11 protein-coding genes and 1 pseudogene are annotated in these 14111 nt (G+C 46.9%); 9 read left to right on the top strand and 3 right to left on the bottom strand.

Going from position 1 to position 14111, the window contains the following annotated elements; genetic code table 11:
• Window positions 1-148 precede the first annotated feature (148 nt).
• Entirely contained in the window at window positions 149-718 is a 570-nt protein-coding gene (locus HRE53_RS14350) for a DUF2808 domain-containing protein (protein WP_212664041.1), read from the top strand.
• Between the two features lie 250 nt (window positions 719-968).
• A complete protein-coding gene (locus HRE53_RS14355) occupies window positions 969-1682 on the top strand; it encodes a 1-acyl-sn-glycerol-3-phosphate acyltransferase (protein ID WP_212664042.1) in 714 nt (237 codons plus the stop codon).
• Window positions 1683-1739: 57 nt separating this feature from the next.
• Here HRE53_RS14355 and HRE53_RS14360 read toward each other — a convergent pair whose 3' ends face one another.
• The 3 genes from HRE53_RS14360 to HRE53_RS14370 form a co-directional block, all read right to left on the bottom strand.
• Window positions 1740-3488, bottom strand: coding sequence for a ribonuclease J (locus tag HRE53_RS14360; RefSeq protein WP_212664043.1), 1749 nt, complete (start codon window positions 3486-3488; stop codon window positions 1740-1742).
• Window positions 3489-3601: 113 nt separating this feature from the next.
• The gene (dapA, locus tag HRE53_RS14365) at window positions 3602-4486 is read right to left on the bottom strand and encodes a 4-hydroxy-tetrahydrodipicolinate synthase (protein WP_212664044.1); all 885 of its coding nucleotides are present in this window, start codon (window positions 4484-4486) and stop codon (window positions 3602-3604) included.
• Window positions 4487-4707: 221 nt separating this feature from the next.
• Window positions 4708-5748: an aspartate-semialdehyde dehydrogenase gene (locus HRE53_RS14370; protein ID WP_235106943.1), complete on the bottom strand. Its 1041-nt coding sequence runs from the start codon at window positions 5746-5748 to the stop codon at window positions 4708-4710.
• Window positions 5749-6270: 522 nt separating this feature from the next.
• Between HRE53_RS14370 and tig the strand changes: the two genes are divergently transcribed.
• The 7 genes and pseudogenes from tig to HRE53_RS14405 all read left to right on the top strand — a co-directional run bounded on the left by tig (window position 6271) and on the right by HRE53_RS14405 (window position 14110).
• Window positions 6271-7917, top strand: coding sequence for a trigger factor (tig, locus tag HRE53_RS14375; RefSeq protein ID WP_235106944.1), 1647 nt, complete (start codon window positions 6271-6273; stop codon window positions 7915-7917).
• Between the two features lie 153 nt (window positions 7918-8070).
• On the top strand, window positions 8071-8787 hold the full coding sequence (gene clpP, locus HRE53_RS14380; protein WP_315874856.1) for an ATP-dependent Clp endopeptidase proteolytic subunit ClpP: 717 nt from the start codon (window positions 8071-8073) through the stop codon (window positions 8785-8787).
• Between the two features lie 9 nt (window positions 8788-8796).
• Window positions 8797-10137, top strand: coding sequence for an ATP-dependent protease ATP-binding subunit ClpX (gene clpX / locus HRE53_RS14385; RefSeq protein ID WP_212664047.1), 1341 nt, complete (start codon window positions 8797-8799; stop codon window positions 10135-10137).
• A 20-nt stretch (window positions 10138-10157) separates the two neighbouring features.
• Window positions 10158-11015 carry an alpha/beta fold hydrolase gene (locus HRE53_RS14390; RefSeq protein WP_212664048.1) on the top strand — a complete coding sequence of 286 codons (858 nt, stop codon included), beginning with the start codon at window positions 10158-10160 and terminating at the stop codon, window positions 11013-11015.
• Between the two features lies 1 nt (window position 11016).
• A pseudogene (gene mutL, locus HRE53_RS35180) lies at window positions 11017-11583 on the top strand (DNA mismatch repair endonuclease MutL); the annotation flags it as partial.
• 49 nt (window positions 11584-11632) lie between these two features.
• Window positions 11633-12742, top strand: coding sequence for a DNA mismatch repair endonuclease MutL (gene mutL, locus HRE53_RS35185; RefSeq protein ID WP_235106945.1), 1110 nt, complete (start codon window positions 11633-11635; stop codon window positions 12740-12742).
• A gap of 6 nt (window positions 12743-12748) precedes the next feature.
• On the top strand, window positions 12749-14110 hold the full coding sequence (locus HRE53_RS14405) for an NYN domain-containing protein (protein WP_212664050.1): 1362 nt from the start codon (window positions 12749-12751) through the stop codon (window positions 14108-14110).
• Window position 14111: the final 1 nt, after the last annotated feature.

Consider the following 14111-nt stretch of genomic DNA (forward strand, 5'->3'; position numbering starts at 1 on the left):
CCCTGCATTAACCCAGCTCTTAAATTGTCACAATTTCAACCAAGCCACATGATGTTGGCTGTTACGATATGCTAAAAGACAAGATTTTGTTAAGTATTATTTACTAGTCTTCTTTTTGTTCACCCTCAAGTCTTGGTTTAAACTACCCATGTCAAACCTAAAAAACTCCATTAGGCGTTTCGCCAGTATCGCCCTTTGTGCAGGTTCTCTAGCAGTTGGAGTTCCTTTAATCAGTGAGGCACAAACAAACCCTGGATTTAGTTTTGTATGGGGTGATGGCCCTTCCCAAAAACAGCAGTTGGGCTATGTTTTGAGCTATGGCACCCCAAAACATTTGAGCGATCGATGGCGGCTCAAAATCAAGCGCCAGAGTGTGGCGATTGATCGAATCAACATTACCTATCCAGACTACTTTGATGGCAAATTCAAAGAAAAAAAGATTGAACTTCGCCATGCCCCTAAGAGTCGATTGTTTAACCTCAAGAAGGGCAAAAATATTCCTGTGGATTCTGTCACTGTCGATCCAGATAGTGGTGTCATTGAAATCATTCCTACGGAAGTCATTCCAGCTGATACTGCCATAGAAGTTGTCGCTTCAAATGTCAGGAATCCTAAATCCGGTGGAACCTACTTTTTCAACTGCCGGATTTCCTCCCCTGGAGATGTCGGTTTAATGAAGCCAGTGGGTACCTGGATTATCTCTATTTATCGCAATTAATTTCAGGTATTAGTTAACCTAGCTGAGCTATCTCTCTCCCCTTTCCATTGCAATGTAGATATTGTGAGGAAAGGGGTTATTTATGCTTTCAAAAATTGTGACGATTCTTTAACTGTCCTTGCCTATCGTCACAGGCCTACAATCTCTATATACAGTTATGAAATACCAAGAAAATCCGTTTTGTGGTCAAATGAGTTTTCTTGCTAAGTATTTAGCGTTTTTTAGTTAGATTCTGGCCTGAGATACTGCTGTGTCACCATCAGCAAATATTGCATCCATAACATCTTCCATTTCGCATCCCTTTACTTCATTTATCTATTTCTTTGGCCGTTCGGTTGTTTTGCCTGCTTATTTCAGCAGCGTCAAAGTCTCGGGTTTAGAAAATTTTCCTCAAGAAGGACCTGTTGTCATTGCACCTACGCATCGTTCTCGATGGGATGGCATCATGGTTGGTTATACTTTTGGTCGACCCGTGATTGGCCGAGACCCCCGCTTCATGGTCACAGTCAATGAAATGAACGGTTTTCAGGGGTGGTTTATTCGTCAGTTTGGTGGATTTCCCATTGATCCAGATCAACCTTCCATTGCTGCACTGCGGCATGGGATTGACTTATTACAATCCCATCAAGTGCTCGTCATTTTCCCTGAGGGAGACGTCATGCGGGATCGCTACGTCCAATACCTCAAGCCTGGGTTTGCTCGCCTGGCCATTCAAGCTCAAAAAAAACAAAAAACTGGCCCAGTTATTAAAATCTTGCCTGTAGCCCTTGACTACGGATGTTCAATTCCTAAACAAGGCTGCGAGGTCCATGTCAAAATTGGCTTTCCCCTCAATGCTACTGACTACCCAGGGCCAACTAAAAAAGCGGCAGCAAGCCTTAGCAGCGACTTAAAAGTTGCCCTTAATGGCCTAATTGAAAATTCCGTTCTCAACCCAGAGGTTACAACGTCTGTATCGTTATAAATAACTGGCCTAGGCAAAGTATATATATGACTCAGCCTAGGCCAGGCTATCTGAAACTTAACGTGCAACCGTTACTTTACGTCTCTCTGCATAATCTGCTTTCAAGCCGGCTGGCTGTTGTGGATGTTGTAAAAGCATTAGCAAAGTAGCATTGGTTTGGAGTTCCCGCCTTAATAAGCCTTGTAGCTCCCGTTCAATATAGCTTTTAAGACCATCCCAGTCTATTGAATGATCATCTGCCTGATTATACTGGTCCCAGCGGTTTCTCAACGCTAATTCAACAGCACTTTGTACCCATGCCTGCCATTTATCAATGGCGATGGTAGTGACTACCCCTCGCAAATGAACTTCAGGTGCTGTCAAGAGTTGACCATCCAGCCCGATTGTGGCAGCGACCGTCACCAGCCCATCTTCTGCTAGGCGTTGACGTTCTTCCAGCACATGAGCTTTCAAGATACCTGCTCGGTCCATGAGCTCAATCCCAGAAGGAACCTTCCCATCAATCTGAATGGAGTCTGGAGTCAACGCCACCATATCTCCATTATTGATGATCACCATGTTTTCTTCAGGAATCCCCATACTCTGGGCGGTTTGGGAATGCTTAATTAACATGCGATGCTCACCATGGACTGGCAAGAAGAATTTGGGGCGAGTTAAGTTCAACATCAGCTTTTGATCCTCTTGGCAACCATGCCCCGAGACATGAATGCCATGATGTCGACCATAAATAACGTTGGCACCCTGCATCATCAATTGATCAATGGTGTTGACGACCGAAATGGTATTCCCTGGAATGGGGTTTGCCGAAAAGACCACGGTATCGCCTTTGCGAATTTGAATTTGACGGTGCTCCTTACGAGCAATCCGAGATAGGGCCGCCATTGATTCCCCTTGGGAACCTGTGGTTAAGATTAAAATCTTATGATCTGGAAGATTCCGAATTGCTTTTAAGGGCTCAAACAGACTATCGGGGCATTTGATGTAACCCAGATTTCGAGCATGGGCAATCACATTCAACATAGAGCGGCCGACAACAGACACTGTTCTACCCTGTTTTTGGGCAATGTCTAAAATCATGTTGATGCGATGTACGGACGAAGCAAAGGTTGTCACCAACAAGCGCCCTTTTGCCTGGGAAAACACCCGCTCCAAATTGGGATACACTGAGCGTTCAGAGGGCGTAAAACCTGGCACTTCTGAATTGGTTGAATCACTAATCAGGCATAATACGCCTTGCTCTCCATGTTCCGCTAACTTTTGTAAGTCGAAGTTCTCGCCATCTACTGGGGTGTGATCGATTTTGAAATCCCCTGTAAAAATCACTACCCCAATAGGGGTATGAATAGCGACGGTGAAACTATCCGCCATGGAGTGAGTATTGCGAATAAACTCCACAAAGAAGTGAGAGCCTAAGCGCACAATATCTCGGGGGGCAACTGTTTTTAGCTCTGTCTTGCCAGCAACACCTGCTTCTTCTAGCTTCCGTTGCAACAAGGCCATTGCCAGTCGGGGGCCATGAATGACTGGAATGTCAATTTGCTTTAAGTGAAAAGCAATGCCTCCAATATGATCCTCATGACCATGGGTCACAATCATGCCCTTGATTTTGTGGCGATTTTCACGCAAATAGGTCATATCTGGCAGCACAATATTGACACCGTGCATGCCATCAGTGGGAAATGCTAGCCCAGCATCTACTAGGATAATTTCGTCTTCAAATTCAAAAACACAGGTATTTTTGCCAATTTCATGAAGGCCACCCAAAGGAATAATCTTGAGGGCTTGTTGCGTTTCAGTTTCCGTCATATGGTTCCTTAGCTATAAAGTCTTTTGTTATGTAATGGGCAGACGCTGTAATGCCTGCATTTAATTGCGATTGATCTTGTTGTGGAGCATTTGGGTGTGGAGGTGCTCTATTCCTACAGCAATGCCAAATCCGTTAAGGTTTCTTGCAATTTTTGAATGATTTGATCAGGAGCTTTAGGGAGAGGCAAGCGTGTGGACCCAACTTGCCATCCTTGTAATTGAAGCGCCGCTTTGACTGGAATGGGATTAGTGGTTGCGAACAATGCTTTACATAGAGGGAGTAATTTAAGGTGAATCTCTTTTGCGACTTGCGGTTCCCCTGCCGCAAAAGCAATAACCATCTTTTTAAGCAATTCCCCCACCAAATGACTGGCTACGCTGACTACGCCTGTAGCACCAACGGATAGATAAGGTAAGGTCAGAGAGTCATCTCCAGAGTAAATTGAAAACTCAGGTGGTGTTAAACGACGAATTTGACTGACTTGATCAAGGTTGCCACTGGCTTCTTTAATAGCCACAATATTGCCAATTTCTGCCAATCGAGCGACTGTCTCAGCTTCCAAATTCTGTCCTGTACGGCCCGGAATGTTGTATAACATCAACGGGAAATCAGGAACCGCCTCCGCGATGGCACGAAAATGTTGGTATAAGCCGTCTTGTGGTGGCTTGTTATAGTATGGCACAACCAGCAATGCACCATCTAGTCCTAATTTTGCAGCTTGTTTTGTTGCTTCAATGGCCTCTTGGGTGGAATTAGAACCAGTTCCCGCCATAACTTTAGCTTTATGGGCAACTGCTTTATGAACCACTTGAAACAGTTCATATTCTTCTTGCCACGTTAAGGTGGGTGACTCACCTGTTGTGCCGCAGACTAAAAGGGTGTCTGTGCCGTGATCGGCAAGATGTATGGCTAGCGCTTCGGCCACAGAAAAATTCATCTCCCCAGTATCAGTAAAAGGGGTGACCATGGCTGTCAGAATCTGTCCGAAGAAGGTCACGCGCTGTCCGCTCCGATATTAATGTTCAATGTGCTCATGCGAAAAATGGCAAACTCCAGTTTTCATGGTTGATTAAGCTTAACAAGCTGTATTGATGCTTTTAGAATGCTGGGTGAGATGATCCTCACTCTTGCTCCTTCCACAGAGATGGTGTGCAGGTATAGTTTGACTATGAATTGGCGTTTACCTCTGCACAACACAGTGGTCTAGCACGGGTACGCTTAGGCAGATGCCACAGCAGCTGGTTTCAACAGTTGTCGTTCTACCAGCAATTCTGCAATTTGCACCGCATTTAACGCTGCGCCTTTCCGGATTTGGTCGCCGCTTAACCACAACTCTAGGCCGTTGGCATGGGAAATATCTTGACGGATGCGACCCACGAGAACTTCATCACGTCCACTTGCATCAATCGGCATAGGAAAATAATTCGCTTGCCAATCTTCTACCAACTTTACCCCTGGGGAATCCTGTAGGATCGACCGGGCTTTCTCAACTGAAAAAGGCTGAGAAAACTCTAGATTAATGGCTTCTGAATGGGCTCTAAGGACTGGAACACGGATACATGTGACAGATACTCTTAAATCAGAAACATTAAAAATCTTGCGGGTTTCTTGCACCATTTTCATCTCTTCAGTGCAATAGCCATTCGCATTCAAGTCAGAATTATGGGGGAATAAGTTGAATGCTAAGGGATAAGGAAAGATCTCTGTGGGCGGCGCATCACCATTCAACATTGCTTGGGCTTGAACTTTCACCTCTTCCATTGCTCGCGCTCCTGCACCACTCGCAGACTGGTAGGTTGAAGCAATAATTCGTTGTACAGGCTGTAACTGGTGTAATGGCCACACCACGACATTCATCAGAATAGTGGTGCAATTGGGATTGGCAATAATTCCTTGATGTTGAGTCACGGCATCAGGATTGACTTCAGGCACAATCAAGGGAACCTGAGGATCCATCCGATAGGCGCTAGAGTTATCAACCACGACTGCTCCAGCCTTCACTGCTTTAGGCGCCCAGGTTTTGGAAACGCTACCACCTGCTGATGCTAGAACTAAATCTATATTCTGAAAGGCTGCTTCACTAACCTCCTCAACCTTAATGGTTTCTCCTTTAAACGTAAGGGTTTGCCCAGCTGAACGAGGAGACGCTAGTAGTTTGAGAGAAGATAGCGGAAAATCCCGTTCTTCTAGTAGGGTAATAAGCTCTGCACCTACTGCTCCAGTTGCCCCTAATATGGCTACTCTATATGCTTGACCCAAATTTGATTCCTCCAGCGTCTGTAATTAAAGGGCTAAATAAATAGTTCAATGTGTAAGTTCAGGATAGTTATCAAAGAAAGTTCAGTTTGGAAAGTCTTGGTTGCACAAATGCTAGCTGGGCCGCTTTGAAGTATGGCTCGAAGCTTGTGGGAAATCGAAGGGCTACTGTTGATGTTGCGTCTTGCCTTAAGTAACCTTTCCCTCTAGTTTAGGGCATCAACCTCCGGTCTTTGAAATTTTTGATGTATTTTATGCCCTTAGGTGAGTCACTTTGGACGAAGTGGTTAGAAGATCGTGTGAGGAAAGGTCAGACGCTTATACTTCACTAGGGTTCCCAGTTAGAACTAATTATATCGTTTGCTAGCAACGCATTAAGAACATGAACTGAGGCAAAATTGGTTAATCTAGGTTTAGCTGCACTCACAACTTGAATTAGAATAGCTCTACCAATATCAAACAACCCTGTTTGATTAGTTATATTATTCACACATTATTTTTGGTCCGCTGGGAGAGGGAATCGATTTGTCTAAAACTAAAGAGCTACTTAAAGTAACACAGGAAAAGCTCCCTGGCAGTCAAATCAGTCTGGAAATAGAAATTTCTCCTGAGCAATCGCGTCAAGCGTATGAACAAGTGATTACGAAGTTCATGCGATCTGCTAATATCCCTGGTTTTCGCAAAGGTAAAGTACCTAAGCAGGTTATTCTCCAGCGGTTTGGCACAGATCAATTAAAAGCTTCTGCGTTGGAAGATTTAGTACAAAAGAATTTTGAAGCTGCGGTCAAGCAAGAAGATATTGAAGCGTTAGGTAACGTTCAGTTCCGCTCGTCCTTTGATGAACTCGCCGCTCAGTTTGAGCCGGGCAAGTCGATTGTGTTTGCCGTTAGTGTTGATGTTCCTCCTGAAGTCACCCTCAAGACGTATCAAGACTTTAAAGTTACGGCTGAAAAGATAGAGTATGAGGCCGCTAAGGTTGATGAAGTGCTAGAAGAGCATCGATCGTCCAATGCGACCTTGGTTCCCATCGAGGATCGAGCTGCAGCTGCTAACGATGTCACCCTCGTCGATTTTGAAAGCCGCTTTTTGCCTAGTGAGTCAGACGCTGATGAAGAAGGTGAGACTCCCGAAGGGGAGTCTGTCCAAGATTTTCAACTGGAACTCGTGAAAGGGAAGTTTATCGACGATTTGATTGACGGCATCATCGGCATGCAAATTGGGGAAACCAAGGATATTGCAGTTACGCTCCCTCCAGAATATTTCCAAGATGAATTGGCCGGTCGCTCAGCCGAATTTACCGTCAATCTCAAGGATATCAAGGCGAAAGAGTTGCCACCTTTAGACGATGATTTTGCCCAAGATGTGAGCGAGTTTGCGACTTTAGCAGAATTGCGTCAGTTTTTAGAGGATCAATATCAGCAAGAGGCCCAAGACAGTACGGATGCCAATGTAGAAGCAGCCCTGCTAGAAGCCTTGATTGAAGAGCTAGATGTTGATCTGCCTGAAAGCATGATCGATGATGAGCTGAATGTCATGATTCGAGAGACCCTCAGTCGCTTGCAGTCTAATGGTTTAGACATCAATAAGCTGGTGACTAAAGAGATGTTGGGGGAGATGAAGGAGCGAATGCGGTCTGATACGATTCCTCGCTTGAAGCGAACATTGGCTTTGGCTGAAGTGGCTAAAGCGGAATCGATAAAGATTGAAGCGGATGCTATTGAACAGCGATGTCAAGAGATTTTAAAAGATCTGCAAGGACAAGAGATTGATCGGGATCGCTTGGAAGCTGTTGTTGAAGATGAGTTGCTACATAAGCAGGTGGTTTCCTGGTTAACTGAGCATTCTGATGTGGAATTGGTTGAGCCAAAACCTGAGGAGGATGCTGAGGAGTCAGCAGCTAAAGTAGAGGAAGACGCTCCTATTGCTGAAGAAGAATCATCTGAAGCTAAAAAAACTGCTAAATCGGTAGCAAAAAAGACATCTACAAAAAAAGCTAAGTCAGCTAAAGAAGCTGAGGAAGCGGTCGATGAGACCAAGGATGAATCAGCCGCCAAGAAGACAAGTACAAAAGCTAAGCGTTCAACTGCAAAAACAACTAAAAAAACGTCTACTAAGGCGAAAAAAACATCTGCCAAGCCCAAAGAAGATGATTCAAACTCTGATGCTGAATAACGGGTTGCCAGGCAGTTTAACTACGAGGGCAGCTTTTTCCAAAAGAGTTAAGGCATAATATAACTGGTTGATATGGTGAGCGGGTAGTTACTGTAGAGCCCGACACCTAGATATCCCTAACACTACCCATTGATACGATTAACGTTGAGGTCCATGAACTTGTCTCATTCTTCTGATCACTTCTATCCTGGTCTGTCTGGTGAGTCCAGTCCTACCTATATGCCGCCTCGCAATATTGTACCGATGGTTGTTGAGCAGTCTGGCAGAGGGGAGCGGGCTTTTGATATTTACTCTCGCTTATTGCGTGAGCGGATTGTCTTTTTGGGTGGAGGAGGCTCTGCCAACGGAGGCGGCATTGATGATGCTGTTGCCGATGCAATTGTGGCCCAACTCCTCTTCCTGGAATCAGAAAATCCTGAGCAAGATATTTACCTTTACATTAATTCACCTGGCGGTTCGATCACGGCAGGAATGGCTATTTACGACACAATTCAGCATATTCGCCCCGATGTTTGTACCATTTGTTTTGGTTTAGCAGCTAGTATGGGTGCGTTCCTTTTATGTGCAGGTACTGCTGGCAAACGCATGGCGTTACCAAATGCACGAATTATGATTCATCAGCCTTTGGGCGGTGCTCAAGGTCAAGCTGTAGATATTGAAATTCGAGCTAAAGAAATTTTGTATCTTAAGAGCAACCTCAACCATCTCATGGCAGGCCATACAGGTCAGCCTTTTGAGCGGATTGAGGCAGATACAGAGAGAGATTTCTTTATGTCCGCAGAAGAAGCACAAAAATATGGTTTGATTGATCAAGTCCTCACTAGACAAAATCTTCCTAACCACTCTGAAGCCGTCAGTGAAGTCCACTAAGAGAAAGCCATGTCTAAATATGACTCCCATCTCAAATGTTCATTTTGTGGTAAATCTCAAGAACAGGTTCGTAAGTTAATTGCTGGGCCGGGGGTCTATATCTGCGACGAATGCGTGGATTTATGCAACGAAATTCTAGATGAAGAGCTATTTGATACTGCAAGCACCATGCCTGCTGCGAGTAGAGCACCTGTGGCAGAGCGTAAACGGTCTCAATCTGCTCCACTGTCGCTCAACCAGCTCCCTAAGCCACGAGATATTAAATCATATTTAGACGAACATGTCATCGGACAAGACGAAGCTAAGAAAGTCTTGTCCGTTGCCGTATATAACCATTACAAGCGTTTGAGCATTAGCCAGGCATCGGCAGACTCTGTTGCTGAGTTGGATGATGCGATTGAATTACAAAAATCTAACATTCTGTTGATTGGCCCCACAGGATGTGGCAAAACTCTGTTGGCTCAGACCTTGGCCCAAATGCTCGATGTTCCGTTTGCGGTGGCAGATGCCACGACTTTGACGGAAGCTGGCTATGTCGGCGAAGACGTTGAAAATATTTTGTTACGGCTTTTGCAGGTCGCTGATCTGGATGTAGATGAAGCCCAAAGAGGGATCATCTACATCGATGAAATTGATAAGGTGGCGCGCAAGAGCGAGAATCCTTCTATTACCCGAGATGTTTCCGGTGAAGGGGTTCAGCAAGCTCTATTAAAAATGTTGGAAGGAACGGTAGCCAATGTTCCTCCCCAAGGGGGGCGGAAGCACCCATACCAAGATTGCATTCAAATTGATACCACCAATATTCTGTTCATCTGCGGTGGGGCGTTTGTAGGTCTTGACAAAATTATTGAGCAGCGGACTGGTAAAAAAGCCATGGGGTTCATCCAAGGTGAACCAAAAGCAAAAGAGCAGCGCACTGCCGATATGCTGCGGGATTTAGAAGCTGAAGACTTGGTCAAGTTTGGGATGATTCCTGAATTTACAGGTCGAATCCCGGTGATGTCTGTAATTGAAGCCCTAGATGAAGATGTGCTGTGTCAGATTTTGACTGAGCCGCGCAATGCCTTGGTAAAGCAATATCAAAAACTATTGCGGATGGATCGTGTAGAGCTGGAATTTCAGCCCGATGCGATTCGTGCCATCGCCCAAGAGGCCTATCGACGCAAAACGGGAGCTCGAGCGCTGCGAGCCATTGTCGAAGAGATTATGCTGGACGTGATGTATGAGCTGCCGTCTCAATCTCGCAAAGAGCTAACCCAGTGTTTGATCACCCGTTCTATGGTGGAACAGCGGTCGACGGCTGAGCTGTTAGTGCATCCTGCCGCAATTTCGACCCCAGAATCTGCATAAGTTCGTTTCGGTCAAACTCCATGCCTCAGGTTCTCATTCGCGGTCATGATCACTACTATGAGTGGGTGAGTCAGGAACCTCGTCAGTTGGGATCTGAGAAGCCTGTAATGGTTTTTCTGCATGGCTGGGGAGGCTCAAGTCGCTATTGGCGGCCAGTTGCTCAAGCACTGGCTACCAATTTTGATTGTTTACTCTATGACCTTCGTGGATTTGGGCAGTCTCAAGATTTGATTCGGGCTTCTAGAGCAGTTGAGACTTATACGATTCAATCCTATGTTGAGGATTTAGCAGCCCTGTTGGATGCTTTGGATGTTCCACAGGTGTTTCTCCAAGCTCATTCCATGGGATCGACGATTGGTGCCTTGTTCCTTAACCAATATCCTCAGCGAGTTCAGCAAGCGATTCTCGCCTGTAGTGGGTTGTTTGAATATGATGAGGAAGAATTCCGTCAGTTTCATCAGGTGGGCGAGTGGGTGGTGCGGTTACGGCCTCGCTGGCTGGCCCAAGTGCCCCTGTTAGATCGACTATTTATGGCTCGCTTCCTCCATCGGTCCATCGCTGCTGACCAACGTCGAGGGTTTGTATCAGACTATGTCAGTGCAGATGCGGTTGCTGCTTTGGGCACCTTATTGTCTGCTGTGAGTGAGGCGGTGGCAATGGCGATGGCTACAGAGTTTGCCCAGCTCCAAATACGAACCTTAATTGTGTCAGGGGATAAGGATCAGATTGTCCCAGCTGACTCGGGGGAAGAGGCTGCAGCTTTGAATCCTAATATTGACTATGTGAGGATGGCCCAAACAGGGCATTTTCCCATGCTGGAAGACACCGCCACCTATCTACAGCATATCCACCACTTTCTAACGCCAGTACCCTGTTGAGATGGTAGAGTGCGCCCCCGATCTTCAGATTCAACCCCTGGGAACTGATTTAGTTCACCGGATTGCGGCAGGAGAGGTGATTGATTCTCTGGGGGCTGTGGTGCGAGAGCTGTTGGATAATGCCCTGGATGCTGGAGCCGATCGTATCAGCATTTCCCTTTGGCCCCAAGACTGGCGGGTTCAGGTGGTTGATAATGGCCAAGGCTTGACTGCTGCAGATTTAGCGCAAGCTGCCACTCCCCACACCACCAGTAAACTGCAGCGAGAAGAAGATCTGTGGGATATCCATACCCTCGGTTTTCGAGGTGAAGCCCTCCATAGTTTGGCTCAAATGGGGCGGTTAGAGATTTGCAGCCGACCGATGGGAACGGCCCAGGGATGCCGAGTTCGGTATGATCACCAGGGCCATGTGGTGGCCCAAGAGACGGTTGCGATCGCAACCGGTACCGTCGTCACCGTTGCCGATTTATTTCAGGACTGGCCCACCCGCAAACAAGCCCTCCCCGATCCAGCGCGACAAATGCGGGGGGGGTGCAAACCATCATCCATAACCATGCCCTCTGCCACCCCCCAGGTCACCTGGCAGGTTCAGCAAAATAATCGCTTGTGGTTTAGTATTGCCCCCAGCCGAGGTGGCTCAGGATATTCTTCCCCAGTTACTAGCGACCCTGCGACCCGGGGATTTATGCCATCATCGCTTCCAAATTCCCGATCTACCGGGAGACAATGCTGTAGAAGTTGTGTTGGGCTTGCCCGATCGCTGCCATCGCCATCGCCCGGATTGGGTGAAGGTGGCGGTCAATGGTCGCTGTGTCCAAGTCAGTGGTGAAGATGCGGGCCAGTCTCATCCCTTGGAGCAAACTATTCTAGCGGCGTTTCGCCAAACCCTACCCCGCCATCGCCATCCCCTATGCTTTATTCACCTCCATGCCGACCCCCAGCATGTGGATTGGCATCGACATCCCGCTAAAACAGAGATTTATCTTCAGCACTTAGACCAGTGGCGACCTGCTATTACGACGACGATTCAGGAGGCGCTGCAAATTCCTGCTGATATGAGGGATTCGGGCCATACCCAGAAAATTCGCCAGTTGATGAAAGTGGCGGAGGCCAAAGGGGTCTACCACTTACAGCAGCCATCGATACTGTCTCCCCAGCCTGAACAAGCGGCGAGCGACTCCGGCTTTAATATCCTCAAGGCCATTGCCCAATTGCACTGTACCTATATTGTGGCTGAACATCCGACGGGGGTTTGGCTGGTGGAGCAGCATATCGCCCATGAGCGGGTGCTCTACGAACAGCTGGGACAGGACTGGCATTTAGTGCCCTTGACTCCACCCCTGATGCTGCGGGATTTAACCGAGGGACAGGTGGAGCAACTCACGGATATCGGCATTGATATTGCTGAGTTTGGCCATCAGCTATGGGTCATTCGCTCGGCTCCTCAACGTCTGGTAGAACGCTCTGATTGCGAAGCGGCACTGATTGAACTCAGTCAATGTGAGAGTATTGAAGCAGCCTTAGCTGCCACCGCTTGCCGGAGTGCCATTCGCAATGGCATGGCCCTCAATCTGTTGGAGATGCAAAACTTGTTGGATCAATGGCAACAAACCCGCCATCCACGTACTTGCCCCCATGGACGACCGATTTATTTATCGATGGAAGAAGCGGACTTATCTCGGTTTTTCCGTCGGCACTGGGTGATTGGTAAAAGTCATGGAATCTAGATATCAATGGTTCAACTTAGTAAACAAGGATTGATTCTAGGATTAGGTCCTTTGGCCTTTGCGATCGCATTTGGGGTTACCTATCTATCAGACCGTGATACTCGGCGGGCCTCCGTTACAGGGTTGGCAGCCCTTTCTGCAACCTATGCCACAGGACTGATCGCCACTGAAGATCGCCGCCGTGCAGCCCTGGCAAGTGCTAGCCACCTTCAGATTCAGATGCCGCTTCAGACGAGTTCACCGCCTGTACCCTCAACCCCTGTGTCCAAATCGGCACCCAGTGAGGTCGCTGTTTTTTGGGATTATGAAAATGTCAAAATTGCTGCCCAAGGGATTCAGGCTCCCCTGGCTGAATCTTTAGTGGATTATTCTCAATCCCAAGGCCATACGCGGCTGAAAATCGTCTACTCCAACTGGCGACGGGAAAAAGAATCTTTAGTTCAGGCCCTGTATAGCTTAGGGTTTGAGCCCATCCATGTTTCAACGGGCAAAGAAAATGCAGTTGATGTCAAATTGACCGTTGATTGTTTAAATACGGCTTATCAATATCCCGATGTTGGACATTTTATTATCGTTACAGGCGATCGTGATTTTGTACCCTTGGTGAATGCCTTAAAAACCCTAAAAAAACGGGTGACCCTGATTGGACGAGCTGAAGTGGCTAGTAATCAGCTGTTACTCAGTGCCGATGAATTTATTGATTTAGAGAAGCTGGATACTGAAGAGACCGAAGAGACCACTCCCACCAAACGACTCACCCAATCTATTAGCTATGAGGATGCCGTCGCCTGCTTACTCGCAGCCATTAACCTGGCACGGGATCAAGGTAAAAGTACCCGGTTTGGGGCGGTTGATCGATTGATGCGGGCTAATGTCAAATACGCCTATGCCGGGGTGGCGTCGATTACCCGTCCGGATGCTGCTTCGTTTACCAACTTCAGTGCCTTTGTTGATGCGGCAGCTACGGCTGGACAAGTCCAAATTAAAACCCTAGCAGGATTTAAAGAACTGTTTTTGCCGGAAGAAGATCCGGAAGCGGAGTCTGAATTTAGCTCTCAAGATTCTGGCCCTCTCACCCGTGAACAGTGGAAAATTATCCTCGATCAGGTGCAAAGTGCTTTTAAGGAAACTGATCCAGAGCATAATTCCTATGGTCGTTTTATGTCCTTGTTCTTTTATGTTCGGTTGGCTAAGAAAGATGGTCGCCTGCCCCATAGCAATGAGCGGCTCAAGCAATCCCTCAGCCGCTTGGTGGATCAAGGGATTTTGATGGAACAAGCCAATCGCAGTTTTCGCGTCGGAGAGAATTGGGAAGACAAAGTTGAGGGTTGGCTAGACCAATTGGTGCAAACGGAAGGAGACTCTTAAA

Source organism: Acaryochloris sp. 'Moss Beach' (assembly GCF_021497025.1).
Taxonomy (GTDB): domain Bacteria; phylum Cyanobacteriota; class Cyanobacteriia; order Thermosynechococcales; family Thermosynechococcaceae; genus Acaryochloris; species Acaryochloris marina_A.